Below are 25,201 nucleotides of genomic sequence, written 5' to 3' on the forward strand. Positions count from 1 at the left end.
TCGCAGGACCAGCGCTCAGAGCCCCTGCCAGGCCGGCTTGTGCCTCCACGAGTGCCGGTAGTAGTCGGCGAACCGCAGGTGCGACGCCGCAGCCTCGTCGACGACGACCGTCACATGACCGTGCAACTGGATGGCAGAGCCGGGCAGCGACGAGCTCACGGGCCCTTCGACTGCGGCCGCGAGCGCCTCGGCCTTGGCGGCCCCGAACGCCAGAAGCACGAGGTGCCGCGCGGCGAGAATGGTGCCGAGCCCCTGCGTGATGCAGTGCAGCGGCACGTCGTCGACCGCGTCGAAGAAGCGAGCGTTGTCGCGCCGGGTCTGCTCGGTGAGAGTCTTGACGCGCGTGCGCGAGGCGAACGACGAGCCTGGCTCGTTGAACCCGATGTGCCCCGTCGCGCCGATGCCGAGCAGTTGCAGGTCGACGCCTCCGGCAGCCTCGAGCGCCGCCTCGTAGCGGTCTCCCGCCATCTCGATCGGGCCGTCGTCATCGCCCGGCACCCGAACCCGCGCCGAGTCGAGCCCGAGAGGGTTGATCACCTCGCGCTCGATCACCGAACGATACGACTGCGGATGCCCTGCCGCCAGCCCCACGTACTCATCGAGCGCGAATCCGCGCACGTCGCGCAGCAGGGCCGCGTGCGGCCGCAGCGCCTCGTACACGGGCAGAGGGGTGGACCCGGTGGCGAGCCCGAGCACGGCGTCGCTTCTGCGCTGCACGAGCGCGACGATCTCGTCGGCGACGAGCTGGCCGGCCCGCGCCGGCGAGTCGACGATGACGACCTCGGTCACACCGGCACCTCGGGCGCGACGGGAGCGAATCGCGGCAGCGCGGGGCTCGGCTGCAGAGGCGCCGCAACGCCAGCCGCCCCCACGAGGGCGGCGCCCACCGCGGCGACATCGACGCCGTCGGGCACAAGCAGGATGCGCTCGCCGAGGTCGAGCGAGGCGAGGAACGGCGAGGTGCGCGCGTCAGCCGAGAGCCGAGCGCGCACCCCGCCGAGCAGCGGCGCACCGAGAGAGCTCAGGCCTCCCCCGATGACGACCGCGTCGACGTCGACCGTGAGCACCAGGATGCGCACGGCCGCGGCGATGTTCTCGATGATGCGATCGGCGGCTCGCCGCGCCGCCGGGGCACCGGACTCAGCGGAGGCGAAGAGCTCGCGCGCGAGCGGCGGCCGCCCGTCGACGAATCCTTCAGGCCAGAGCCGCGCGAGAGCCGAGCCCGAGGCGAGGGTCTCGAGGCAGCCTCGCTGCCCACACGCGCAGAGCTCGCCACGCGGGTCGACCGGAATGTGCCCGATCTCGCCGGCGACACCGCGCGCGCCTCGCCACAAGGTTCCGTCGAGCACGAGGCCCGCGGCCAGGCCCGTGCCGAGATTCAAGTAGGCCATCGAGCGCGACTCGCTCGGCACCAGCAGGTGGTGCGCGCCGAGCGCCGCCGCATTGACATCGTTTTCGACCCTGACCGAGCGCCCGAGCATCGCCTCAAGCTGCGAGCCGAGGTCGAGGTCGTCGAGGCCGAGGTTGACGGCGTGCGCGACGTGACCGGCCCGGCTGTCGACGCGGCCCGGAATGCCGATGCCGACCGATGTGAAGGTCGATGCCTGAACGCCACGCTGCTCTGCGAGCCGCTCGACGGCCGTGACAGCGGCCGCGACGACCTCATGCGGCCCGAAACCGGTGGCACTGCGCCAATGCTCGACGATCGTGCCAGCTTCATCGATCACGACGCCGTGCGTCTTCGTGCCGCCGATGTCGATGCCCACCCGCAGCGTGGGGCCCACCGCGGTCATGCCACATCGCCTTCGAGCTCGGCGAGCCGCTCGACCAGCGCGCCGCCCATCGCCCGTGACGCGCCCCAGGTCGTGAGATCAGCGGCGAGCGCTGAGGCATCGGGCCAGCCCATCTCGACGACGATCGTGCCCGGCCGCTCGGCGCGAACGCGCTCGGCCACCGCGCGGGTCCAGTCATGACGGTGGATGCCCTGACCCACGATGACCGCCTGCGCACCCTCCGGCAGGCTGTGCACCACGGCCTCGGCACCCTCGGCCTCGGTGACGACGAGCACCTCTGCTCCCGCCGCTTGCGGGCCCCACGGTGCGACGCCCACGGCGATGTTGGCGACCGTCTGCAGCACGACGAGCACGCGATCGGGTGCGACGATCGTGCTCGGCAGCACGTCGATGGCGCTGCGCAGCAGCGCGGGGTCGAACTGCGGCTCATCGTCGAGAGTCACCCACTCGGGCACGGGCAACTGCGCGGCGAGCTCGGCCGACTCGGTTGCGAGGGCGGCAACTCGAGCGGCGGCGTCGGCGAGTCGGGCATCCGTCAGCGCACCCGAAGCGACCGCGTCGGCAACGGCCGTCTCGATCTCGTCGAGCTGCTCATCAGTGTTGTCGGTGCCGATGCAGAGCAGGTCACTGCCGCCCGCGAGAGCACGTGCCGCGGCGAGCGGAATGCCCGACTCGGCGCTCGCGCCCGCCATGTCGAGCGCGTCGGAGACGACGACGCCTCCGAAGCCGAGCTCGTCGCGCAGCAGGCCCTGCAGCACCCGGTTTGAGAAGGTCGCGACGTGATCGGGGTCGACATCGGGCAGCAGAATGTGCGAGGTCATGACCGTGCGGGTTCCGGCTGAGACCGCCGCCGCAAACGGTACGAGCTCGCGCTCACGCAGCTGCTCGATCGCACCGCGCACGACCGGCAGGGCGAGGTGCGAGTCGAGCTCGGTGTCACCGTGCCCAGGAAAGTGCTTGACGCACGCGGCGACGCCCGTTGACTGCAGCCCGCGTACCCAGGCCGCTGTGTGGCGCGCGACGAGGTGCGGGTCGGCCCCGAACGAGCGGGTGCCGATGACCGGGTTGCGCGGGTTGGAGTTGACGTCGGCGTCGGGCGCGAGGTCGAGATCGATGCCGACGCGCCGCAGCTCCCAGCCGACAATGCGCGCGACATGCTCGGTGACCTGCTCGTCATCGAGCCGGCCGAGCACCGCGTTGCCCGGGTAGGGCGAGCCGACGTCGTAGTAGAGCCGCGTGACATCGCCGCCCTCTTCGTCGATCGCGATGATGGCGCGCGGGCTCGCAGCGCGAATCGACGCGACGAGCTCGGCGAGCTGCGCACGCGACACGATGTTGCCGCCGAAGAGGCAGACACCCGCGAGGCCCGATCTCAGCCGGTCGGCGAGCCACTCGGGCAGAGTCGTGCCCTCGAAGCCGGGCAGCAGGGTCGCGGACGCGAGGCGTCGGGCCTGCACAACGCTGAGAGCGGTCATCCCTTCACCGCCCCGGCGACCAGACCGCTCGTCATGCGCCCCTGCACGATGAGGAAGAAGATGATGACGGGGATGGCCATGAGCGTCGAGCCCGCCATGATCGCCGCCCAGTTCGTCGTCTGCGTCGCCTGCTGGAAGGTGCGCAGCCAGACCGGCAGCGTCATCATCTCGGGGCGGCTCATGACGACGAGGGCGAGCAAGAACTCGTTCCAGGCCTGGATGAACGCGAAGACGCCGGTGGCCACCAGGCCCGGGGCGAGCAAGGGGAAGGTGACCTTCCAGAACGCCTGCGTGCGCGTGCAGCCGTCGATCATCGCCGCCTCTTCGAGCTCGATCGGCACGCCGTTCACAAAGCCGCGCAGAGTCCAGATGGTGAACGGCAGCACGGTGGCGACGTACACGAGGGTGAGCCCCGCGATCGTGTTGAGCAGCTGCCAGCCGTCGAGCACCCGGAAGGTCGAGACGATCATCGCCTCGCCGGGAATCATCTGGATGACCAGGATGGTGAGAATGAACGCCTTGCGGCCGCGGAAGCGGAAGCGCGTGACGGCGAGCGCCGCCAAGAAGGCGAACAGCAGCGCGACCATGACCGTCAGCAGCGTGACCGCGAGCGAGTTGCCGAGCGCCGGCAGGAAGGGCGCGCGGGTGTCGCCGAAGAGCACGAGCTCGTAGTTGCGGAAGGTCAGCTCGTCGGGCCAGAAGTGCGGCACCGGGCCCCGGATGAGGTTGTTGGGCAGCAGGCTCGTGTTGACCATCCAGTAGACCGGAAAGACGCTCACGAGAAAGACGACGACGGCGATCGCGCTGAGCACGATGGTCCACAGCTGGCGCTTGAGGCGCGCGGGGCTGATGGGGCGTCGCGGACCGTCGCCGCGAGCCGGGCGCACGGCCGGAGCGGGCGCGGGGCGCGCGATGACGGCGGTCACAGTGACTCCTCTTGAATCGACTTCTTCACGTAGTAGATCGAGATCGTCATCATCACGATGACGAGGATGACCGCAATGGCACCGCCCGCCCCGAAGTCGCCCGTGCCGAGTGAGGTTTGGAAGATGTAGACGCCGATCGTCGACGTCTGCTCACGGATGCCCCCGATGCCCTGCAGGGCGTAGATCTGGGTGAACACCCGCAGATCCCAGATGACCTGAAGGATCGTGACGACGAGAAAGATCGACTTGAGGTACGGAAAGACAATGAGCCGGAAGCGGCTCACCGCACCGGCGCCGTCGAGCTGCGCGGCTTCGAGCACCTCGTCAGGCACTTGCGTGAGACCCGCGTAGATGGTGAACGCCACGAAGGGCACGCTCTGCCAGGTGATGATCATGGTCGCGACGGCGAAGAAGCTGAGCGGCTCGATGAGCCACGAGTGGCCGATGAGATCGACGCCCGGCAGCTGACTGAGAACGTAGTTGATGACGCCGTACTGGGTGTCGAACATCCACCCCCAGACGACCACGGCGGTGAGTGCCGGCATCGCCCAGGCGAGTAGCAGCCCGACCGAGACGAGCAGGCGGAAGAACTTGTGCAGGCGCATCATGAGCAGCGCGACGAGGGTGCCGAGCACCATCGTCAGCACGACGTTCGCAGCGGCGAAGAGGATGCTGCGCCCGAGTACTTCCCAGAAGAACGAGTCGGTCAGAACGTCGATGTAGTTCTGCAGGCCCACCCACTCGGGCGGGCGGCCGAAGACCTGGGCTCGACCGTATTCCTGAAACGAGATGATGATCAGCTGCAGCAGCGGCCAGCCGATGATCGCGAGCAGCACGACCCCGGTGGGCACGAGCAGCATGGCGGGGGCGAGGGCTCCGCGGCGGCGTCGGCGAGAGCCGACGGCGGGGGGTGCCAGGGCCATGAGGGGGGTCTCCTTCTAGACTGAGAGGGTGCCGTCACCGTCCTAGGGCGATGGTCACCGTCCGGTGGTGGCCAGCGGCTACTGGCCACCACCGGGTCGATGCACTGCGGGTGCAGCGGCTCTGCTTAGTTCAGGATCTCCGTGATGCGGGCATCCACCTCGGCCGCGAGTTCAGCGACGTCGCCGCCCTGCGCGATCTGCACGAAGAAGTCCTGCAGCACGCCGGCCGCCTCGACCTCTGCCCAGGCGGGCGAGGCGGGGGTCAGCTTGGCGTTGCTCGCCGCCGCCGAGATCGCCTGAGCGGTCGCGTCGGTGCCGATCGTGTCGCCGAGCGAGACGAGCGCGGGCACGAGGCCTGCGCCGCCCATGATCGACTGGTACTCGGCGCTCAGCAGAATGGCGAGCGCCTTCTTCGCGAGCTCGGGGTGAGCCGAGTTCGCCGAGACGGCGATGTTCGAGCCGCCGGCGAAGACCTGCGCGGGTCCGCCGTCGAGGCCGGGAAGCGCGAAGACGCCGAGGGTGGCCTCCTTTTCGGGGCAGCCGGGCGCGTCGGCGTCGGCCGGGGCCAGGATGCTCCACTTGAACCAGCTCGGAGCACTCAGGTGCCCGACCTCACCGGCACAGAACGGCACCTGCGCTTCGGCCTCGTTGCCGTCTTTCGGGGCGACCGAGGCGGTCGTCATGACCTCTTGCACCATCTCGAGACCGGCGATCGACTCGGGGCTCGAGAAGCCGGCAACCCACTCCCCGTTCTCGAACGTGGCGATCTCGCCGCCCTGCTCCCACACGTAGGGCAGAGCGTTGTACCAGTCTTGACCCGGGAAGTAGATGCCTGAGACACCGGCGTTCGCCTCGGCGATCGCCTGGCCGTTCGCCACGTACTCCTCGAGCGTGGTCGGCACGCTGAGTCCGAGGGCGTCGTACATCGCGGTGTCATAGAACACCACGCGAGCACCCGAGTAGTAGGGCGCCGCGTAGAACGTACCGTCGTAGGTGCCGGCCTCGACGAAGCCGGGCAGCAGGTCGTCGCCGCCGAGCGCCTCGAAGTCGCCGGTGAGGTCGAGGAACGCGCCGGCGCTGGTGAAGGCCGCCGCCTGGGTGTTGCCGACCTCGACGACGTCGGGGCTGTCGCTGCCCGAGAGGCTCGTCGTGAGCTTGTCGACGAGGCCGCCCCACGCCTGCTCTTCGATGACCAGGGTATTGCCGGGGTTCTCTGCCTCAAAGGTCTCGACCAGGTAGTCGCGAGCTTCTTGGGGGGTGTCGGTGCCGACGAGCCACACACGGATCTCTGCGCCGGTGGTGGCCTCGGGGGCCTCCGCGGCGCAGCCGGCGAGGGCGACGGCCGCCGCCGCGCCGAGCGCGACGATGCTGAGCTTCCTCATGCTGTGTTCCTTTCCTAGGGCGATGGTCTCCGGCTGGTGCCGGTGTCCGGTGATGCGGGGGCTTCGCGGCTACGAGACCCCTAGTCGCGCGGAGAGCACCATGACAGCGCTGCCGCGCATCACGATGTCGGCCCCGAGCGCGGTCATGCGCACCGTCAGTGCGCCATGGAACTGCTCCATGGTGCGCTGACGGAGGGTGTCGACCGTCGCCTGGGCGAGCGGTCCTTCCAGCAGCTCGGCGGGGCCCGAGAGCACCACCTCGCTGAGGTCGAGGGCCCCCACGACAGGGGCGAGGGCGATGCCGAGACGCTCGCCTGCTTGGCGCAGCACCTCATCGCGCGGTTCGCCGGCGGCGATGCGGGCGAGCAGGCGGGGTACGGCGAGCCAGGTCTCGAGGCAGCCGTGCTTGCCGCACGCGCACGGCTCGCCGCCATCGGTGCCGACGACGACGTGCCCGATCTCGCCCGCCGCCGAGCGCGGGCCGTGCAACGGCGTGCCGTCGAGCAGCAGTCCTGCACCGACGCCGTAGCCCACCATGACGAGCATGAGGTCGCGCGAGGCCCCGCCGAAGCCGAACTCGGCGAGCGCTGCGGCGTTCGCGTCGTTGGCCACGATGACGGGCGCTCCGAGCGCCGCGGCAAGCTCGCGCTGCAGGGGCTCATCGCGCCACCCGCGGTTGGGCGCGCTGAGCACCGTGCCGGTGCGGTCGACGACGCCCGGGCTGCCGATGCCGATGCCGAGCAGCGGCCGGTCGGCGAGGGCGACGAGCGCGGCTGCCAACTCGTGCACCGCGCGGGTCGCGGCGGCGCCGGTCAGCGAGCGAGCATCCACCTCATGGCGATGAAGAATCGTGCCGTCGAGATCGAGCACGGCGCCGCGGAAAACGTCGGTGTCGCCGAGATCGAGACCGACGATGCGATGGCCGTCGCGATTGAGGTCGAGCAGCGTGGCTGGCTTGCCGGGGCGGTGGCCGTCGACGCGCGTGCCCAGCTCGAGGGCGAGCGACTCTCTGATGAGCTCACCGACGAGATCGCCGACCGTGACACGAGTCAACCCGGTCTCGCGCGCGAGGTCGGCCCGGCTCAGCGGGCCGGAGCGGTACAGCGTCTGCAGCACCAGCGAACGGTTGTGGGCACGGGCCTGCTCAGGCAGCACCTTGGCTCGCGGGCGCAGTGCGCGGCGCGGTTCCCAACCGTCGACATCCATTGTCACGTTTGTTAGTACACCTTACGAACAAACATTCCGCAAGTCCTTTCCTCCCCCGCGTGGAGCAAACCGCGTGCCTGAACACAGCGAATACCCAACGAGAAGCGACATTCTGACCGTTGAATGACTGAACGCTGGGTGCTCTCGCCCGGCCCGCTTTGCATCGCGCACCGCAGACCGACATCAGGAGTACCCGTGAATCGCACCACCATGGCCCGAGCCGCCGCGCCGCTGGGCGCAGCCGCAGCACTGCTCTCCACCCTCACCGCCTGCTCGACGGCGGCCGAGGCCGAAGCCCCCGTCGACGCGAGCTACCGCGACGGCAGCTTTCAAGCCAACGGCACGTACCAGTCGCCTAACGGCAGCGAGAACATCATCGTCGTGCTCGAGCTCGCGAACGACATCGTCACCGACGTCGAGATCACGATCAACCCCAACAACCCGACGACTGCCAACTATCAGGGCCAGTTCGCCGATGGCATAGGCGACCTCGTCATCGGTCAAGACATCGACACCCTCGATGTGACGGTCGTGGCCGGCTCGTCGCTCACGAGCAACGGATTCCGCGAGGCACTCAACGCCATCAAGGCGGATGCCGTCGAGGGCTGAGGCCCGACCGAGCACCGTCGAGCCGAGCAACTTCAACGCGATCGGCGTGCCCTGGCGCATCGGGGTCGGTACAGCGGAAACCCCGACGAGCTCGCTCGGCGCTCCGCTCGCGCACGACGACCTCGAAGCTGTGATGGCGCGCATCGAGCAGTTCGACCTCGACTGGTCGCGTTTTCGCGACGACTCGCTCGTGTCGCGCATCGCCCGCGCGCCGGGGTCATGGCGCCTGCCCGCCGACGCCGCACCCCTGTTCGCGCTCTACGAGCAGTTGCACGCGATGACGGATGCCCGCGTGAGCCCCCTCGTCGGTGCCTCACTCGAGCGGCTCGGCTACGACGCCGCGTACCGCCTCAGCCCCGCGGGCGACGCCCTGCCCGCCCCCAGCTGGGCAGACTCGATCGCGCTGCGGAAGACGGCAGACGGCCTCGTGCTCGACACTGTGGCCCCCGTGCAGCTCGACGTGGGCGCTGCCGGCAAGGGCTACCTCGTCGACCTCATCGGCGACCTGCTCGCGGCCCGCGGCGTGACCGAGACGCTCGTCGATGCGAGCGGTGACGTGCGCGTGCGGGGCGAGCGCAGCATCCGCATCGCACTCGAGCACCCGGCCGACCCGACGAAGGCGGTCGGTGTCGCCGAGGTGACCGATGCCGCGCTGTGCGGCTCGGCGATCAATCGGCGCGCGTGGGGCGAGGGCCTGCACCACATCGTCGACGCCGTCACGGGGCGACCGGTGGCCGACGGCGTCGTCGCCACGTGGGTCGTCGCCGACAGCGCGTTGCTCGCCGACGGTCTCGCGACAGCACTGTTTTTCGTCGAACCGGCGCGTCTCTGCGAGGCGTTCGCGTTCGAGTGGGTTCGACTGAGCACGCACACCGGCCTCGAGGCGAGCGCCGGCTTTCGAGGGGAGCTGTTCGCATGAGGGCACGAGTGGATGCACTGACCGGCCGCGTGAGCATGTACCGCCTGGCGACGATCACCCTCGCGATCGTGCTTGTGCAGGCCGTGCTGTTCGCGTTTCTCGGAGCGATCGGACCCGACCCCTACGCGATTCTCGGCACGCTCGGCGTCGTGCTCGTCGCGACCCTCGGTGCCAACGAGGTCGCCGCCCGCCTCGCCCGGGTCGTGCCGCACCGCGAGTCGAGCGTGATCACGGCGCTCATCATCACCTGCATCGTGCAGCCGAGCCTCACGACCACGGGGCTCATCGCCGCCGCCGGCGCCGCGGTGCTCGCAGCGCTCTCGAAGTACCTCATCGTGTGGCGCGGCCGGCACCTGCTGAACCCCGCGGCGACGGGCGTGCTCATCGCGGGCATTATCGGCTACTACCTCGGCCAGGGCGTCGGGTTCTGGTGGATCGCGACGCCTGCCCTGCTGCCCGCCGTCGCCGTTGGTGCTCTGCTTTTGCTCGACCGGACTCGACGACTCGATGTGGGGCTCGTGTTCATCGCCCTCACGATCGTCATCATCGGCGCACGGCTGGTGCTGACGGGCACCGCACCACTGGGCGCTGTCGCTACGGTGCTGCAGCTGTTCCCCGTCGTGTTTCTCGCGGGGTTCATGCTCAGCGAGCCGCAGACCCTGCCGCCTCGCGACTGGCAGCGCTGGCTCACCGCCGCGGTCGTCGCGGTCGCCTTCTCGGTGCCCTTCGGGTTCGGACCGATCTACACCTCGCCCGAGCTCGCGCTCGTCGTCGGCAACATCGTCGCGTTCGCGGCCTCGCGCCGCAGCGGGTTCTCGGTGCGCGTGCTCGAGCAGAGGCCCCTGTCGCCCGCTGCCACCGAGTGGCTCTTCGAGCCCTCGCGCCCCGTGCGATTCGACGCCGGGCAGTATCTCGAGCTGCATCTGCCTCACAAGGCCGACATCCGGGGTCTGCGCCGCACCTTCTCGATCGCCTCGGCACCCGAGCGCGCGGTCGCGGAGAGCGAGCCGCGTCTGGCCATTGGCATCCGCACTCCCGAGGGCGGCAGCTCGTTCAAGGCCGCGCTCGCGAGTCTCGAGCCCGGCACTCGCATCGCCGCCACCCAGATCGCCGGCGACTTCGTGCTGCCGCGCGATGCGAGCATCCCACTGCTGCTGCTCGCGGGCGGCATCGGCGTGACACCCTTCGCGAGTCAGCTCGCGAGTCTCGTCGCGCGCGGCGAGCAACGCGACATCGTCGTGGTCGTGGTGCCGTCGAACCCCGACGAGGTGCTCTACCGCGACACGATCGAGGCTGCGGGTGCGCGCCTTGTCACGCTCACGCGCGACGAGCTGACGACGGATGCTCTGCGCGAGGCCGTGCCCGACCTCGCGTCGCGCCGTGCCTACGTCTCCGGCCCTCCCTCGGTCGTCGCCGCCGCACGTTCAGCACTGCGCCGCGCAGGTGCGAAGCGCGTGCAGACCGACTACTTCGCCGGGTACTGAACAACCCAGAACGAGGTCTCACCAGGTCTTTCGCCCTGCGCGAACCTCTGGCACTCTCATGTGTCGAGTGCTAATATCGTCGTAGTTGAGTCACCCCGGCTCAACTCTCGAAACCTCGGCCCGCCTCGGCGGGCGACGTGAAGGAGAACGACACGATGAGCATGATCTTCGACCCGTTCCGCGAGCTCGACCGCGTCGCCGCGAACCTGCTCGACCGCCGCGAGAGCCCGCGCGTGATGCCGATGGATCTCTACCGCGACGCCGACCACTACGTGCTGACCGCCGACCTGCCGGGCATCGACCCCGGTTCGGTCGACGTCGACGTCGACGGCCAGCTGCTCACGATCCGCGCCGAGCGCACGCCGCGCTCGCTCGACGGCGTGCAGTGGCTCGCGCGGGAGCGCGCCGCCGGAACCTTCCTGCGACAGCTCACGCTGGGCAAAGACATCGACACCGAGCAGATCTCGGCGCACTACGAGAACGGCGTGCTGAGCGTCATGATCCCGGTGCTCGAGAAGGCCAAGCCGCGCAAGATCGAAGTCGCGACCTCGAACGAGCGCCAGGAGGTCTCGGCCTAGCTCGACCTCGACGCGCGCCGCGCGGGCCTCGAACCCTCGGGTTCGGGGCCCGTTGGCGTTCGTGCGGCCGTGGGCGGCGCATCCAGCCCCGGCACGGGCGCCACCCCTGCCCGCACCGCGCGCAGCGCCCCGAGAATGGCGACGAGGTCGACCGCCTCCTGCAGGGTGGCGCCGACGACGGCGGGCAGCAGTCCCGCCGCGGCGACGAGCATGAGGCCGATCGAGATGATGATGCCGAGCCAGATGCTCTGCAACGCGATGCGCACCGTGCGGTGACCGATCGCCACGGCGCGGGCGACGCGGGCGATGTCGTCGAGCAGGATCACGACGTCGGCCGACTCGCTCGCCGCCGTCGAGCCCTTGGCGCCCATGGCGATGCCGACGTCGCTGACGGCGAGCACCGGGGCGTCGTTGACTCCATCGCCGACCATGACGACCGGGCGCAGCTGCGCCTCGCGGATGATCCGCAATTTGTCATCGGGCAGGCATTCGCTGTGCAGCTCGGTGATGCCGAGGCTCTCGGCGATCGGCCCGGCGGTGGCAGCGACATCACCGGTGACCATGAGGATGCGCTCGGCTCCGAGCGCGCGCAGGGCGACGAGAGTGTCGGCGGCATCGTCGCGCACGGCATCCCGCAGCACGATGACACCGGCGAAGCGGCCGTCGACCGCCGCATAGACAACAGCGGCGCCGCTCTCGGCGGTGTGCACCTGGAGGTCGGCAGCGTGCTCGGCGACGAACGCGGGCTTGCCGACCCGCACGCGGCGACCGTCGACGGTCGCCTCGACTCCGAAGGTCGCCACCTCACGCGCGTCGGTCGACGGGCTGAGGGCGCCGGCGCGATCGAGCGCGGCTTGCTGGATCGACGCGGCGAGCACGTGCGACGAGTACTGCTCGGCCGAGCCCATGAGGTGCAGCAGCTCGCGCTCGTCGAAGCCGGGCCGAGGGTGCACGCCGACGACGGCAGGGCGCCCTTGGGTGAGGGTGCCGGTCTTGTCGAAGGCCACCGTGCGCACGCGAGCGAGCTTCTCGAGCGAGGCCGCGCTCTTCATCACGATGCCGCGCTTCGCGGCGCTGCTCATGCCGCCCATGAACGCGACGGGGGCGGCGATGAGCAACGGGCAGGGCGTGGCGACGACGAGCACCTCGGCGAACCTCACCGGGTCACCGCTCACCGCCCAGGCGACTCCCGCGATCGCGAGCGAGACGCCGGTGAACGGCAGGGCGTAGCGGTCGGCGAGCCGCACGAGGGGCGCCTTGCTGGAGGAGGCCTCGCGCACGAGCTCGACGATGCGCTGGTATTGCGAATCAGCAGCGACGGCAGTCGCCACGATCTCGATGGCGGCCGGGCCGTTGACCGAACCGCTCAGCACCGCATCGCCGACCTCTTTGTCGACCGGCAGGCTCTCACCGGTGAGCGACGACTCATCGAGGCTGCCCAGGCCGCTGGCCAGCTCGCCGTCGACGGGCAGAATCTCGGCGGGCCGAACGAGCAGCCGGTCGCCGACGCGCACCAGATCGACGGCAATGTCGGCCACCGAGCCGTCGTCTTCGATGCGATGCGCCTGCTGCGGCACCCGATCGAGCAGCGCCCGCAACTCGCGCTGCGCACGACCCGCGGCGGCCACCTCGAGGGCCTCGCCACCGGCGAGCATGAACACGATGATCAGGCTCGCCCAGTACTCCCCCACCACGACCGTGCTCACGATGGCCGTGACGGCGAGAATGTCGAGGCCGAACTGCTTCGCAAGCAGCCCACGCACCATGCTGACGGCTTCCATGGCCGCAATGCCCAGTGCGTAGAGCGAGACGAGCCAGCGCGCGGCAGGCTCGAACCCCGAGAGGGCGAGTGCGCCAGCTGTCGCGCCGATGACCACGGTCACGGCAACAAGCGGAAAGCGGCGCACTGCCGAACTGATTCGCGTCACAGGCCCGGTCTAGCGCGATTCAGGGGCAACCGCCAGTGCCAGACGGCCTCGATCGTGCCGTGTGCGCGCTACAGGGCGGCGAGTGCCTCGCGCCCGCCGACCACATATGCCTTCCACGAGGCATCGTGCTCGATATGACGCGCCCACTGCGAACCCCAGGTGTGCGCGTCAGGAATCGGCAACTCGGCTCGCTCCGCCCGCTGCGCATCACCCAGTGCTGCGACGGCGCCTTCGTGGTATTTCGCGGCAGGCAGCCGCTCTCGCGACAGTGTGCACAGCGAAGCATCGCCCGTCGCCGCGGCGAGCGCATCGAAGGCGGCCGCACGTGCGGCGGCGATGCGCTCGGCGCGATCGGTCACGAGGTCAGCAGCTGCAGCGATCGGCCTGCGCGACGCCGTCGAGCGCCTGCTCGATGTGCTGGCCGCAACCGGTCCAGGTGATCTTGCCGCACGAGGCGCAACGGGCGGGTGAGCACATGGGAGTTCCTTCCGACGATGAGGGCGTCGATCGACGCGTGCCCTCAGAATACCCCCGGGGGTATATTTTCGCAACCGCCCCGAGACGACGGATGCCCGAGGCACGCAGCCCCGGGCATCCACTCACTGAGTCTCTGGTGTCAGGCCAGTCGCGACTGCAGGTTCTCGTCGAGCGCAGCCAAGAAGTCTTCCGTCGTCAGGTACGACTGCTCGGGGCTGATGAGAATCGCGAGGTCTTTCGTCATCTTGCCGCTCTCGACCGTCGTGATCACGACGTCTTCGAGGGTCTCGGCGAAGGTGATGAGCGCCTGGTTGCCGTCGAGCTTGCCGCGGTGCATGAGGCCGCGGGTCCACGCGAAGATCGAAGCGATCGGGTTCGTCGACGTCGGCTTACCCTGCTGGTGCATGCGGTAGTGGCGCGTGACCGTACCGTGAGCGGCCTCGGCCTCGACGACCTGGCCGTCGGGGCTCGTGAGCACGCTCGTCATGAGGCCGAGCGAGCCGAAGCCCTGCGCCACAGTGTCGCTCTGCACGTCGCCGTCGTAGTTCTTGCAGGCCCAGACGTAGCCGCCCTCCCACTTCATGGCCGACGCGACCATGTCGTCGATGAGGCGGTGCTCGTAGGTGATGCCGGCGGCCTCGAACTGCGCCTTGAACTCGGCCTCGAACACCTCTTCAAACAGATCCTTGAAGCGGCCGTCGTAGGCCTTGAGGATCGTGTTCTTCGTGGAGAGGTACACGGGGTAGTTACGGGCCAAGCCGTAGTTGAGCGAGGCGCGCGCGAAGTCGCGAATCGACTCGTCGAGGTTGTACTGCACCTGGGCCACACCGCTGCCGGGCGACTGGTAGACCTCGAACTTCATCGGCTCGGAGCCGTCTTCGGGCGTGAACTCGACCGTGAGTGTGCCCTGGCCCTCGAAGCGGAAGTCGGTGGCGCGGTACTGGTCGCCGAAAGCGTGGCGGCCGATGATGATGGGCTTGTTCCAGCCGGGCACGAGGCGCGGAATGTTCGAGATCACGATGGGCTCGCGGAAGATGACGCCGCCGATGATGTTGCGAATGGTGCCGTTCGGGCTCTTCCACATTTTCTTGAGGCCGAACTCTTCAACGCGAGCCTCGTCGGGGGTGATCGTGGCGCACTTGACGCCGACACCGTGCTTGATGATGGCGTGCGCCGCGTCGATCGTCACCTGGTCGTCGGTGGCGTCGCGGTGCTCGATGCCGAGGTCGTAGTACTCGAGCGTCAGATCGAGGTAGGGGTGAATCAGGCGGTCTTTGATGAACTGCCAGATGATGCGCGTCATCTCGTCGCCGTCGAGTTCGACGACCGTGCCGTCGACCTTGATCTTCTCCACGTAGTGCTCCTTGCCTCGGTTGCTGCAGTGTCGTCTTTCAGCCTAGCGTTTCGGGCCGATGTCTCGACATCGAGATATATAGACGTGCCCGCTCTCGGTGGTTGCGTCTACCCTGGGGGCATGGGTGACTTGAGACTAGAAGAGCTGTCGGCCAAGACGATCGTCGCGGCGAACGGGCTCACTCTGCGCCCGGGGCAAGAGCAATTCGTCACGCCGGTGTCGTACGCCGAGGCCGATGCCTATGTGAATCCGACGACGACGTGGGCGCGCGTCGTGCTCGACGGCGACGATGTCGTGGGCTTCGTGCGGGGCAATTTCGACTCCGAGCACCCGCGCGAAGAGTTTCGCAGCTGCATCTGGCGCATCAACGTCGACGCCAGCTCGCAGGGCCGCGGCGTGGGCAAGTTCGCCGTGCACGCACTCGCCGACGAGGCGCGCGCCCGCGGATTCAGCACTGTCACCGTCATCTGGGAGCCGGGCGAAGAAGGGCCCGGCGAGTTCTTCCGGCGCATCGGCTTCGTCGAGACCGGCGAGACCGAATTTGGCGAGAAGATCGGTGCTCTCGACGTCTGAGAGGCGCCTTCGGTATGCCCTCCGTGCGCCAACCGTCTGACCACTCGGCCCCGCCGCCGTCGCTCGACTTCGCTGGCGCGGTGTTGCTCGTCGTTGCCGAGATTCCGCGTGGTCGCGTCATGACATACGGCGATGTCGCCACTGAGCTCGGGTCGCGCGGTGCCCGCGCGGTCGGGCGGGTCATGGCGACCGAGGGCTCGAGTGTGCCCTGGTGGCGCGTGGTGCGGGCCGACGGCCGCCCGCCCGCCGGGCACGAACGCGCTGCATTCGAGCACTACCGGGCCGAGGACACGCCGCTGCGCGCGACCGGCGGCATGCGTGGCCTCACGGGTGACGTGCTCGACTATCGGCTCGACCTCGCCACGGCCCGATGGGTACCGTGGCGCGACGCGCCAGCATCGAGTAGCGCCCGGTCGTAGCGCCCGACCGGTGGCGGCGATACTGTGCCCTGGTGCGGCGAGCGCCGCGCATCCTGAACTCCGGAGGTTCTCGTGACCGACTCGCCCGCCCCCGCCTCGAACGCCCGCAAGCCGAAGGCGGCTCCTGCCGCGGCAAAAGCCTCCCCCGACGCTGACGCTCCGGCGGCAGCCCGCGCCGATCAGACGCTTTCGCTCGACGTCAGCGCCGTGCCGGGTTTCTTCAAGGCCCTGGTCGACTTCAGGTTCACGACCTTCATCACCCGCCGCATCGCGGGCTTCATCTACGCCATCTTGCTCGTCAGCATCGTGCTCGCCGGTCTCGTCGCCTTCTTCAGCATCGTGGTCACGGGCGTCGGGCTCATGACTGGTCCGGTCAACGCGCAACCGATCTCGGGCATCCTGACGATTCTGGGCGCTCTCGTGCTCGTGCCGATCGCCACTCTCGTCGCGATCGTGCTCGCGCGCATGATCGTCGAGGTCAATGTGGCCCTCGTCGCGATCGCCGAGAACACCGCGAGCCTGCGCAAGTAGGGGGCGCGACGCAGCGCCCGTTGGCGGTCCGCGCCACGGGCGCTTCGCTCTGCCGCGTCGCCGCGCTAGAGTCGTGCAAGCGCTTGCACTCAGCGGGCGCGCGACGAAGGGGGCCGGGATGCGCCGCACACTGCTCGCCGCGACCGCCGCGGCGGCCCTGCTCGTGATGGCGGGCTGCACGCCCGCGGCCGAGCCGCCCGAGGCTGCAGGGTCGCGCGATGCGGGCATCCTGCTGTTCCAGTACACGTGGGATGCCATCGCTGAGGAGTGCCCGGCGCTGGGTGAGCTCGGCATCGACTGGGTGCTCACGAGCCCGCCGCAAGAGCACGTCGTGCGCGACGAATGGTGGGTGCACTACCAGCCCGTGAGCTACCTCATCGAGTCGCGGCTCGGCACGCGCGACGAGTTCGCCTCCATGGTGGCGACCTGCGCTGAGCACGAGGTCGACATCGTGGCGGATGCGGTCATCAACCACATGACCGGGCTCGGCACGCCGGGCGCCGGCTGGGCGGGCAGCGCCTACGAACACTACGAGTACCCCGGCCTCTGGGGGCCCGACGACTTTCACCAGTGCACCGAGTCGCCGACGGGCGACATCATCGACTACCGCGACGAGGCCGAGGTGCAGACCTGCGAGCTCGTCAACCTCGCCGACCTGCGCACGGGCGAGCCGCGCGTGCAAGAGCGCCTGCGCGCCTACCTCGACGACCTGCTGTCGCTCGGGGTCGCGGGGTTCCGCATCGACGCGGCCAAGCACATGCCGCCGGTCGACATTGCCGCGATCGTCGCGGGGCTGCCCGAAGGCACGCGCATCTACCAAGAGGTCATCCGCGGCCAGGGCGAGCCCATCACGCCCGAGCAGTACCTCGGCAATGGCCACGTCTGGGAGTTTCTGCAGGCCCGCACGCTCACGAGCATGGTCGAGAGCGGCAAGCTCAACCCCGACGTCATCTTCGGCCCCGAGGGCGGGTCGATCCCGAGCGAGCAGGCCATCAGTTTCGTCGACAACCACGACACCGAGCGCAACGGCGAGACCCTTTCGTACGTCGACGGCGAGCAGTACGCTCTCGCGATCGCCTTCCTGCTCGCGCACCCCTACGGCACGCCCCAGCTCTCGAGCGGCTATGCCTTCGTGGGTCGAGACGCGGGGCCGCCACTCGACGAATCGGGTGCGGTGCTCGACGCATCGTGCGAGGGGGCCGCCACCGCGCCGCAGCCGCGCTATGAGCCCGGCGAGTGGGTCTGCCCGCAGCGCTGGGACGTCGTGAAGGGGATGCTCGCCTTCCGCTCGGCGGTCGGCGACGCTCCCCTGACCGACGCGATCGAGTTTGGCGCCGACGACGATCGCGCGCTGCGCGCCGTCACGGGCTTCGGGCGCGGCGCGTTCGGCTTCGTCGCGTTCAACGCGGGCGCAACAAGCACCGAGGCGACGTTCGACACCTCGCTCGCTCCGGGCCGTTACATCGAGGCCGTGTCGGGCACCGTGATCGAGGTCAACGGGTCGGGCCGCTTCACGGCTGAGGTTCCCGGATACGGCGTGGTCGCCCTGCACGTCGGCGCCGTCGACCGCTGAGCCCTCTCAGAACGCTACGAGGAGCATCCCGCCCCCGGCGCCGATGATGACGATCACCCATGCGGGCAGGCGCGCGACAATGAGCAGCACGGTGCACAGCACCGCCAGAGCGACCGTGGGCGCGTCAACAAGCGCGCTCGTCATGACGGGGTCGTAGAGCGCCGCAGCGAGCACCCCGACGACGGCCGCGTTGGCTCCGCGCACGAGGGCCTGCACCGCGGGCCGACCCTGCAGCGCTCCCCAGAACGGCAGCACGCCCGCGATGAGCAGCAGGCCCGGCACGAAGATCGCGACGAGCGCGACAACGGCGAGCAGTACACCTTGCGCGCCGGGTGCGATCGAGGCACCCAAGAAGGCCGCGAAGGTGAAGAGTGGGCCCGGCACGGCCTGCGCGGCGCCATAGCCGGCCAAGAACTGCGACGCGCTCACCCACCCCGGCTCGACGACCGCGGTCTCGAGCAGCGGCAGCACGACGTGCCCGCCGCCGAAGACGAGGGCGCCGGCGCGGAAAAACCCGTCGGCGACGGCGAGCGGCTGACTCGGCACGAGCACCGCCAGCAACGGCAGACCGACGAGTAGCAGGGCGAAGACGCCGAGACAGATCGCGCCAGCGGTGCGCGAGATCGGGATGCTGAGCCTCGCGGGCGCCGCCGACACCGCCGCACGGCACAGCAGCAGGCCCGCCACGGCCCCGAGAGCGATGGCGACCAGGGTGGCCCACCCGGTGCCGACGAGCAGCACGATCAGGCCCGCCACGATCGCGATCGTGGCGCGGCGCACGTCGGGCGTCAGCGCGCGAGCCATGCCCCAGACGGCATGCGCCACGACCGCGACGGCGACCACCTTGAGGCCGGCGATGAGCCCTTCGGCGAGCGCGCCGTCGAGCAACGGAGCCCCGAGTGCCGCAAGCACGAGCAGCACCGCACTCGGCAGGGTGAACGCCGCGAAGGCGGCGAGCCCGCCCAGGATGCCCGCTCTTTGCAGCCCGAGCGCAAACCCGACCTGACTCGACGCCGGCCCCGGCAAGAACTGCGCGAGAGCGACGAGGTCGGCGTAGCCCTGCTCGCTGATCCAGCGCCGCCGCACGACGAGTCGCTCGCGGAAGTAGCCGAGGTGCGCCACGGGTCCGCCAAACGAGGTGAGGCCGAGCACCGTGAACTGGCCGAGCACCTCGAGCGCCGACCCGCGGGGAGTGGAGGCCGAGTCGTCACCGTGAGGCGCGGCAGCGGTGTCGTCGCCCTGCCGAGCGGCCGCGCCTAGCTCGTCGCCGGGCTCGAGCGCGTCGTCGGGCCCAGGGTGAGCATCCTCAGGTCGATCGGTCACACGGCGAACCCTACCCAGCCCCGGTGAACCCGCGCGTACGCGCGTGACTCACCTCGCACGTTCTCGCACTGTTTGCGACACTTCGCACGCACCCTTCCGTACGAGGTGTCGCAAACAGTCTGAGTTGTGAGGCACGGGCTCGCCCAACCTGCCCGACGGTGCACGCCCGGCGCGCAGACGCTCCCGGCGAGCTACACGAGCGACTCGCGCCAGGCGGCCGCGCTACACGAGCGAGTCGCGCCAGGCCGCGTGCAGCTGGGCGAACTTGCCCGTGCCCGCGATGAGCTCGGCAGGTGTGCCGTCTTCGACGACGCGGCCGTGCTCCATCACGAGCACCCGGTCGGCGATCGCGACGGTCGAGAGCCGGTGCGCGATGATGACCGCCGTGCGGTCGGCGAGCAGGGTCTGCAGGCCGAGTTGCACGAGGCGCTCGCTCGGAATATCGAGCGAGGCGGTCGCTTCATCGAGAATCAGCACGACGGGGTCGGCCAAGAACGCCCGCGCGAACGAGATCAGCTGCCGCTGCCCTGCCGAGACGCGACCGCCGCGCTTGTTGACGTCGGTCTCGTAGCCGTTCGGCAAAGACTCGATGAAGTCGTGCGCTCCGACCGCCTTCGCCGCGGCCACGATCTCGTCGCGGCTCGCCTCAGGGTTGCCGAGCGCGATGTTGTCGGCGACCGTGCCCGAGAACAGGTAGGCCTCTTGCGTGACCATGACGATCGCGCGCCGCAGGTCTTTCGGGTGCAGCTTGCGCAGGTCGACGCCGTCGAGCGTCACCGCGCCCTCGCTCGGGTCGTAGAACCGGGCGATGAGCTTGGCGAGCGTCGACTTGCCCGCACCCGTCGTGCCGACGAGCGCGATGGTCTGCCCCGCAGGAATCGTGAGCTCGAGGTCGGGCAGCACGACCGCGTCCTCGTTGTACGAGAACTTCACCTGGTCGAAGTGCACGGTGCCGCGCGCCTTCCACAGGTCGATCGGCGTCGTCGGGTCGGGCACACCGGGCTTCTCCTCCAGCACGCCCGAGATCTTCTCGAGCGCGGCAGCGGCCGACTGGTACGAGTTGTAGAACATCGCCATCTCTTCGGCCGGGTCGAAGAACCGGCGCGTGTAGAGCACGATCGCGAGCAGCGAGCCGATGAGCAGCGCGCCGTCGACCACGCGGAAGGCGCCGACCACGAGCACCGCAGCGACGGTCACGTTGCCGATGAGCACGAGACCGGGGTCGAAGATGCCGAACAGGCGGATCACGCGCGCGTTCGCGTCGCGGTAGTCCTCGACGTGGCCGGCGAACTGGCGCGCGTTGCGGGGCTCTTTGCGGAACGCCTTCACCGCTCGGATGCCCGTCATGGTCTCGACGAAGTGCACGATGAGGCGCGCCGACGCCACGCGGGTCTGCCGGAACAGGGTCTGCGAGCGCACCTGGAACCACCGCGTGAGCAGCAGCAGCGGAATGAGCGAGACAGCGAGCACGATGCCCGACACGGGGTCGAGAATGACGAGCGCCGCCGCCGTGAACCCCATGTAGAGGATGCCCGAGACCAGTTGCGTGAGCCCCGAGTCGAGCAGCTCGCGAATGGAGTCGAGGTCGCTCGTCTGGCGCGCGATGATGCGACCCGAGGTGTACGACTCGTGGAACTCGAGTGACAAACGCTGCGTGTGCAAGAAGACGCGCTTGCGCAGGTCGAGCAGAATCGCCTGGCTCAAGCGCGCGCTGATCACCTGGAACGCGGCCGCGAGAGCCGCGCCCACGATGCCCGTGAAGACGTAGGCCCCCACGATCAGAGCCACTGGCATCCAGTCGTTCTGTTCGAGTAGCGCAGGCAGGCCCGTATTGATGCCGAGCGCGATGAGCGCGGGGCCCGCGACCTGCAGGGCGATCGAGATCACGAGCACGACCATCGTGCCCACGATGCGCCACCGCAGGGGGCGCACGAGCGAACCGAGCAACTGCAGCGACCTCGCGCGAATCTGCTTCGACTCGGCGCGCGAGAAGTCGTCGCGCTCTTCGCCCTCTACTCCTGTGACGCTCATCGGGTCACCTCGCCTTCGTTGTCGATGACTCTGCTCTCGCGGTCGATGGCATCGCGCCGTCGGCCCTCTTCCTCCGCGAGCTTGAGCTCGCGGTCGACACGTTCAGCCGCGGCCAGCTCTTCGTCTTCGAGCGACGAGAGCACGTAGCGGTAGTGCTCGTTGCGCTTGAGCAGCTCGCTGTGCGTGCCGACGTCGGTGATGCGGCCCTCTTGCAGCAGCGCGACGCGGTCGGCCATCTGCACGGTCGAGGGGCGGTGCGCGACGATGAGGCCCGTGGTCGTCGCGAGCACGCGGCGCAGGGCTGCCTCGACAAGGGCTTCGGTGTCGACATCGAGCGCGCTGAGCGGGTCGTCGAGCACGAGCACGGCGGGGTTCGCTGCGACAGCGCGCGCGAGCGCGAGCCGCTGACGCTGGCCGCCCGACAGGCTCAGGCCCTCCTCGCCCACGGTCGTGTCGACACCGTTCGGCAGGCTGTGCACGAAGTCGGCTTGCGCGATGTCGAGAGCTTCGGCGAGCACGCGCTCGGCCTCGGCGGCGTCGGCGGGCTCGTCGCTCTCGGTGAGCTCGGGCCGACCGAGCAGCACGTTGTCGCGCACGCTCGCCGAGAACAGCGTCGCGTCTTCGAACGCCATCGCGATGTGCCGGCGCAGCTCTTCGCGCGTCAGGTCACGAATGTCGACGCCGTCGAGCAGCACTCGACCTTCGGTCACGTCGTAGAGCCGCGTGGCGAGCGCCGTCATGGTCGTCTTGCCGCTACCGGTGATGCCGACCAGAGCCATGGTCTCGCCGGGCTCGAGGGTGAGGTCGATGCCGTTGAGGGTTCCGGGGGTGTCGGCGGCAGCATCCTGATACCGAAAGACGACGTTCTCGAACGTGAGTCGCCCGGTGGGCGCGGCGATCGTGGCCGGCTCTTCGGGGTCGGTGATCGTGTTGATCTCGTCCATGACCTCGAAGAAGCGGTCGGTCGCCGTGCGGGCGTCGAAGGTCATCGAGAGCAAGAAGCCGATCGACTCGATCGGGAACCGCAGCACGGTCGCGGTCGCGAAGAACGCGAAAAGCTCGCCGACGGTCAGCTCGCCGTTCGCCGCGAGCGCGACGCCGCCGAGCAGGCAGAGGGCGAAAGCAACATCGGGAATGAGCAGCAGCCAGAACCAGATGCCCGCGATCGCCTTGGCCTTCTCGATCTCGGTGCCGCGCAGCAGCTCGGCCTGGTCGGCGAACTTCAGCAGCGAGTGCTTGCCGCGCCCGAACGCCTTCAAGACGCGGATGCCGTGCACGCTCTCTTCGACCGCCGTCGCGAGGTCGCCCTGCTGGTCTTGCGCGCGTCGCGCGATGACCGAGTACTTGTTCTCGAAGAGGTAGCCGTAGATCCACAGCGGGATGCTCATGACGAGGAAGAGCAGGCCAAGCCAGAGGCTCCAGTTGATGAGCACAATGAAGCCGATGACGATCGTGATCGAGTTGACGATGAGCAACACGAAACCGAACGACAACCAGCGGCGGATGAGGTTCAAGTCGCTCACGGCGCGGCTCAGCAACTGCCCCGACTGCCAGCGGTCGTGGAAGGCGACGGGCAGGTCTTGCAGCTGGGCGTAGAGCCCATTGCGCATGCGCGCCTCGATGTGGGTGCCGGGGGTCAGTACGAACAGGCGGCGCAGCATGATGAACACGGCCTCGAGTACGCCGAGCACGAGCACGATCAGTGCGGCGGGCCAGATCTGCCCGGGATCGCCCGTGGCGAGCGGGCCGTCAACAAGACCCTGCAACACGATCGGAATCACGAGCGTCACAACGCCCGCTGCCAGCGCCGCGCCCATGCCCGCGTAGATCCACGGCATCGCGGGTTTCGCGTAGGGGTAGATGCGGGCGATCGCCCTGAAGGTGCTCAGCCTGGGCTGATCTGGTGTGGTCGTCGACACGGTGAGTCCTCGATACGACGCGGCCGCTCGTGGCGGTCGCGGGTGGGTGGTGGCAGGTGAAGAGGTGCTGCCCAGGGTGGCTGAGCAGAGCCTTTCAGCCTAAGGCTCAGGTCATACCTTTGTCGACGTGAGCAGCGATCGTGATGCGGGCGTTATCTCACCAACACGCTCAGGCACGTGACGCAGCCCTCGAGCTTCTCGAACTCTGAGATGTCGACGGTCACGACCCGGTAGCCGAGCGACCGCACGAGCTCTGCACTCGCGGGCGCCGAAGCCGCCATCAGCACGGCGTCGTCGCTCAGCACGACGACATGGCCACCCTCGGCTTCGGGCATGGGCAGGAACGACCGCCACATCGACACGTCATCGACGGTCGACGGATGCCCGATCACTGTTCCGTCGGGCAGCGCAGTCACCGCGCTCTTGAGGTGCAGCACCTTCGACACGGGCACGGCGACGACTTCGTGGCCCAGCCGACCGGCGATAACCCGCAGCTGCCGGATGCCTTCGGCGTTCGTGCGCCCGCCGCGGCCGACGTAGAGGGTCGTGCCGATCGCGAGCACGTCGCCACCCTCAAGGGTGCCGGGCTCGACGATGCGCTCGATGCGCAATCCCTGCTCGCGGGCGGTCTGCTCGGCTGCGTCGATCTCGGCCCGGCGCGATTCAGCTCCCGCCCTCGTCACCACCGCTGTACCGCCGATGATCACGAGTGTGTCTTCGACGAACACCGAGTCGGGCAGCTCGTCGGCGGGCGGCACATCGACGATCGTGAAGCCCTCGGCGCGCAGGGCTTCGACGTAGGCCTCCCACTGCTGGTCGGCAAGGTCGGCGTCGACCGGCACGCGCTGCTGGTGCGTGAGTTCACCCTCGGCGAGTCGCGTGGAGGGCATGCGCACGAGCGCGACTCGGCGGGGCGGGCGGCTCGCGGCACGCATCCGGATCACCCGTCGGCCGATCGTGAGCACCGCCAATACGGCGACAACCTGGAAGAGCAGGTTGAAGCCGAAGACGCTCACCCACAAATAGTCGATGAGCTCACCCGAGATCGCGTTGCCCGAGGCGACGAGGGCGATGAGCGAGCCGAGCCACGAGGCGACGAAGGCCGCGACGAGGGCGACGAGCAGCGTGACGCTCCAGTGATCGAAGACGGACGCCGTGCCGACGATCGTCAAGAAGAGGAAAAGCAGCAGAGACGAGAACCCGAAGATGCCGTTGAGTTGCACGAGAATCTCAAGCGTCGCCCCGTTGATCGCCGAGTAGAGCACGATCGTCACGAGGTGCGTGACGAGGGCGACCGCGAGCGCGGCGAGGGCAGAGTCGAGCAGGCGGCGAGCGAGGGGCGTCATGCCCTCAACGCTACTGCCACCCTGGAGCAGGGGTTCGTGCCGAAGTAGGACCGCTATTGCATTCAGATGCTCGAGTCAGTCGCGGCGGGCTGCTAGATCCAGGCCAGCCAGAGACCTGCCCCGATGAAGCCTGTCCCTACGACGAGAAACAGCGCCCGAAAGCCATTCTTGCCCGTCCTGCCTAGCCTCGGGATCCCGAGATGTCGTTCGCCACTGAAGACGTACGGCACCAGGGGAACGAGAACGCCTATACAGAAGATCCCCATAATCGCGAGTACAAGGGGCAATGTCATCCTTTTTCCTGCCTATATCGGACGCCAGCGGAGCCGGCGGCGAGTGAGGGTCGTCCTACGCACCAAGCTAGCGCCGAGGCACGTCACACTTCACGGAATTGAGGCGATCCGGCCCTTGTCGTGGCGCCAAGGCGCCGCC

General features: G+C 69.0%; 22 protein-coding genes. 8 read left to right on the top strand and 14 right to left on the bottom strand.

Going from position 1 to position 25,201, the window contains the following annotated elements; translation table 11 throughout:
* Nucleotides 1-15: 15 nt before the first annotated feature.
* From KL788_RS07200 to KL788_RS07230, 7 genes are all read right to left on the bottom strand, one after another.
* Complete coding sequence (locus KL788_RS07200) at nt 16-789, bottom strand: glucosamine-6-phosphate deaminase (protein WP_293169864.1); 774 nt, start codon at nt 787-789, stop codon at nt 16-18.
* Entirely contained in the window at nt 786-1,793 is a 1,008-nt protein-coding gene (locus KL788_RS07205; RefSeq protein ID WP_293169866.1) for an ROK family protein, read from the bottom strand. Before KL788_RS07205 ends, KL788_RS07200 begins: the two co-directional genes overlap by 4 nt.
* Nucleotides 1,790-3,268: a beta-N-acetylhexosaminidase gene (gene nagZ, locus KL788_RS07210; protein WP_293169867.1), complete on the bottom strand. Its 1,479-nt coding sequence runs from the start codon at nt 3,266-3,268 to the stop codon at nt 1,790-1,792. Before nagZ ends, KL788_RS07205 begins: the two co-directional genes overlap by 4 nt.
* The gene (locus KL788_RS07215) at nt 3,265-4,194 is read right to left on the bottom strand and encodes a carbohydrate ABC transporter permease (RefSeq protein WP_428846112.1); all 930 of its coding nucleotides are present in this window, start codon (nt 4,192-4,194) and stop codon (nt 3,265-3,267) included. Before KL788_RS07215 ends, nagZ begins: the two co-directional genes overlap by 4 nt.
* A complete protein-coding gene (locus KL788_RS07220; RefSeq protein WP_293169869.1) occupies nt 4,191-5,117 on the bottom strand; it encodes a carbohydrate ABC transporter permease in 927 nt (308 codons plus the stop codon). The genes KL788_RS07215 and KL788_RS07220 overlap by 4 nt, the downstream gene beginning before the upstream one ends.
* Nucleotides 5,118-5,242: 125 nt before the next feature.
* On the bottom strand, nt 5,243-6,499 hold the full coding sequence (locus tag KL788_RS07225) for an extracellular solute-binding protein (RefSeq protein ID WP_293169871.1): 1,257 nt from the start codon (nt 6,497-6,499) through the stop codon (nt 5,243-5,245).
* Nucleotides 6,500-6,568: 69 nt separating this feature from the next.
* Nucleotides 6,569-7,705 (bottom strand): ROK family transcriptional regulator, encoded by a 1,137-nt coding sequence (locus KL788_RS07230; protein ID WP_293169873.1) that lies wholly within the window; start codon nt 7,703-7,705, stop codon nt 6,569-6,571.
* Nucleotides 7,706-7,900: 195 nt separating this feature from the next.
* Between KL788_RS07230 and KL788_RS07235 the strand changes: the two genes are divergently transcribed.
* The 4 genes from KL788_RS07235 to KL788_RS07250 all read left to right on the top strand — a co-directional run bounded on the left by KL788_RS07235 (nt 7,901) and on the right by KL788_RS07250 (nt 11,295).
* Nucleotides 7,901-8,314 carry a hypothetical protein gene (locus tag KL788_RS07235; RefSeq protein WP_293169875.1) on the top strand — a complete coding sequence of 138 codons (414 nt, stop codon included), beginning with the start codon at nt 7,901-7,903 and terminating at the stop codon, nt 8,312-8,314.
* Complete coding sequence (locus KL788_RS07240) at nt 8,298-9,233, top strand: FAD:protein FMN transferase (RefSeq protein WP_293169877.1); 936 nt, start codon at nt 8,298-8,300, stop codon at nt 9,231-9,233. Before KL788_RS07235 ends, KL788_RS07240 begins: the two co-directional genes overlap by 17 nt.
* An 8-nt stretch (nt 9,234-9,241) precedes the next feature.
* A complete protein-coding gene (locus KL788_RS07245) occupies nt 9,242-10,717 on the top strand; it encodes a ferredoxin--NADP reductase (RefSeq protein ID WP_293169879.1) in 1,476 nt (491 codons plus the stop codon).
* Between the two features lie 155 nt (nt 10,718-10,872).
* Nucleotides 10,873-11,295: an Hsp20/alpha crystallin family protein gene (locus tag KL788_RS07250; protein ID WP_293169881.1), complete on the top strand. Its 423-nt coding sequence runs from the start codon at nt 10,873-10,875 to the stop codon at nt 11,293-11,295.
* On the opposite strand, the gene KL788_RS07255 is transcribed toward KL788_RS07250, so the two are convergent.
* The 3 genes from KL788_RS07255 to KL788_RS07265 form a co-directional block, all read right to left on the bottom strand.
* The gene (locus KL788_RS07255) at nt 11,292-13,223 is read right to left on the bottom strand and encodes a heavy metal translocating P-type ATPase (RefSeq protein ID WP_293169883.1); all 1,932 of its coding nucleotides are present in this window, start codon (nt 13,221-13,223) and stop codon (nt 11,292-11,294) included. The two genes, KL788_RS07250 and KL788_RS07255, sit on opposite strands and share 4 nt — an antisense overlap.
* Nucleotides 13,224-13,291: 68 nt before the next feature.
* The gene (locus tag KL788_RS07260) at nt 13,292-13,582 is read right to left on the bottom strand and encodes a hypothetical protein (RefSeq protein ID WP_293169885.1); all 291 of its coding nucleotides are present in this window, start codon (nt 13,580-13,582) and stop codon (nt 13,292-13,294) included.
* 257 nt (nt 13,583-13,839) lie between these two features.
* On the bottom strand, nt 13,840-15,054 hold the full coding sequence (locus tag KL788_RS07265; RefSeq protein ID WP_293169887.1) for an NADP-dependent isocitrate dehydrogenase: 1,215 nt from the start codon (nt 15,052-15,054) through the stop codon (nt 13,840-13,842).
* A gap of 120 nt (nt 15,055-15,174) precedes the next feature.
* Here KL788_RS07265 and KL788_RS07270 point away from each other — a divergent pair, with 120 nt between their 5' ends.
* The 4 genes from KL788_RS07270 to KL788_RS07285 all read left to right on the top strand — a co-directional run bounded on the left by KL788_RS07270 (nt 15,175) and on the right by KL788_RS07285 (nt 18,150).
* Nucleotides 15,175-15,627, top strand: a complete 453-nt coding sequence (locus tag KL788_RS07270) for a GNAT family N-acetyltransferase (RefSeq protein ID WP_293169889.1) — start codon at nt 15,175-15,177, stop codon at nt 15,625-15,627.
* A gap of 14 nt (nt 15,628-15,641) precedes the next feature.
* Nucleotides 15,642-16,046 carry an MGMT family protein gene (locus KL788_RS07275; protein ID WP_293169891.1) on the top strand — a complete coding sequence of 135 codons (405 nt, stop codon included), beginning with the start codon at nt 15,642-15,644 and terminating at the stop codon, nt 16,044-16,046.
* A 72-nt stretch (nt 16,047-16,118) separates the two neighbouring features.
* Nucleotides 16,119-16,577, top strand: coding sequence for a DUF4282 domain-containing protein (locus KL788_RS07280; RefSeq protein ID WP_293169892.1), 459 nt, complete (start codon nt 16,119-16,121; stop codon nt 16,575-16,577).
* A gap of 118 nt (nt 16,578-16,695) precedes the next feature.
* Nucleotides 16,696-18,150: an alpha-amylase gene (locus tag KL788_RS07285; protein ID WP_293169894.1), complete on the top strand. Its 1,455-nt coding sequence runs from the start codon at nt 16,696-16,698 to the stop codon at nt 18,148-18,150.
* Nucleotides 18,151-18,156: 6 nt separating this feature from the next.
* Here the strand turns inward: KL788_RS07285 and chrA are convergent, their stop codons facing one another.
* The 4 genes from chrA to ddaH form a co-directional block, all read right to left on the bottom strand.
* Nucleotides 18,157-19,473, bottom strand: a complete 1,317-nt coding sequence (gene chrA, locus KL788_RS07290) for a chromate efflux transporter (RefSeq protein WP_293169896.1) — start codon at nt 19,471-19,473, stop codon at nt 18,157-18,159.
* Between the two features lie 222 nt (nt 19,474-19,695).
* On the bottom strand, nt 19,696-21,504 hold the full coding sequence (locus KL788_RS07295) for an ABC transporter ATP-binding protein (protein ID WP_293169898.1): 1,809 nt from the start codon (nt 21,502-21,504) through the stop codon (nt 19,696-19,698).
* Complete coding sequence (locus tag KL788_RS07300) at nt 21,501-23,423, bottom strand: ABC transporter ATP-binding protein (RefSeq protein WP_428846113.1); 1,923 nt, start codon at nt 23,421-23,423, stop codon at nt 21,501-21,503. Before KL788_RS07300 ends, KL788_RS07295 begins: the two co-directional genes overlap by 4 nt.
* A gap of 152 nt (nt 23,424-23,575) precedes the next feature.
* Entirely contained in the window at nt 23,576-24,769 is a 1,194-nt protein-coding gene (ddaH, locus tag KL788_RS07305) for a dimethylargininase (protein WP_293169900.1), read from the bottom strand.
* Nucleotides 24,770-25,201 lie beyond the last annotated feature (432 nt).

The sequence above is a fragment of the Microcella sp. genome (genome assembly GCF_019739195.1).
In the GTDB taxonomy this organism is placed as follows: domain Bacteria; phylum Actinomycetota; class Actinomycetes; order Actinomycetales; family Microbacteriaceae; genus Microcella.

Excerpts from the sequence above, each read along its gene's own strand:
- KL788_RS07205 (WP_293169866.1), bottom strand. The coding sequence starts at position 1,793 with ATGACCGCGGTGGGCCCCACGCTGCGGGTGGGCATCGACATCGGCGGC.
- nagZ (WP_293169867.1), bottom strand. The coding sequence starts at position 3,268 with ATGACCGCTCTCAGCGTTGTGCAGGCCCGACGCCTCGCGTCCGCGACC.
- KL788_RS07220 (WP_293169869.1), bottom strand. The coding sequence starts at position 5,117 with ATGGCCCTGGCACCCCCCGCCGTCGGCTCTCGCCGACGCCGCCGCGGA.
- KL788_RS07225 (WP_293169871.1), bottom strand. The coding sequence starts at position 6,499 with ATGAGGAAGCTCAGCATCGTCGCGCTCGGCGCGGCGGCGGCCGTCGCC.
- KL788_RS07230 (WP_293169873.1), bottom strand. The coding sequence starts at position 7,705 with ATGGATGTCGACGGTTGGGAACCGCGCCGCGCACTGCGCCCGCGAGCC.
- KL788_RS07240 (WP_293169877.1), top strand. The coding sequence starts at position 8,298 with ATGCCGTCGAGGGCTGAGGCCCGACCGAGCACCGTCGAGCCGAGCAAC.
- KL788_RS07250 (WP_293169881.1), top strand. The coding sequence starts at position 10,873 with ATGAGCATGATCTTCGACCCGTTCCGCGAGCTCGACCGCGTCGCCGCG.
- KL788_RS07270 (WP_293169889.1), top strand. The coding sequence starts at position 15,175 with ATGGGTGACTTGAGACTAGAAGAGCTGTCGGCCAAGACGATCGTCGCG.
- KL788_RS07275 (WP_293169891.1), top strand. The coding sequence starts at position 15,642 with ATGCCCTCCGTGCGCCAACCGTCTGACCACTCGGCCCCGCCGCCGTCG.
- KL788_RS07285 (WP_293169894.1), top strand. The coding sequence starts at position 16,696 with ATGCGCCGCACACTGCTCGCCGCGACCGCCGCGGCGGCCCTGCTCGTG.
- KL788_RS07295 (WP_293169898.1), bottom strand. The coding sequence starts at position 21,504 with ATGAGCGTCACAGGAGTAGAGGGCGAAGAGCGCGACGACTTCTCGCGC.
- ddaH (WP_293169900.1), bottom strand. The coding sequence starts at position 24,769 with ATGACGCCCCTCGCTCGCCGCCTGCTCGACTCTGCCCTCGCCGCGCTC.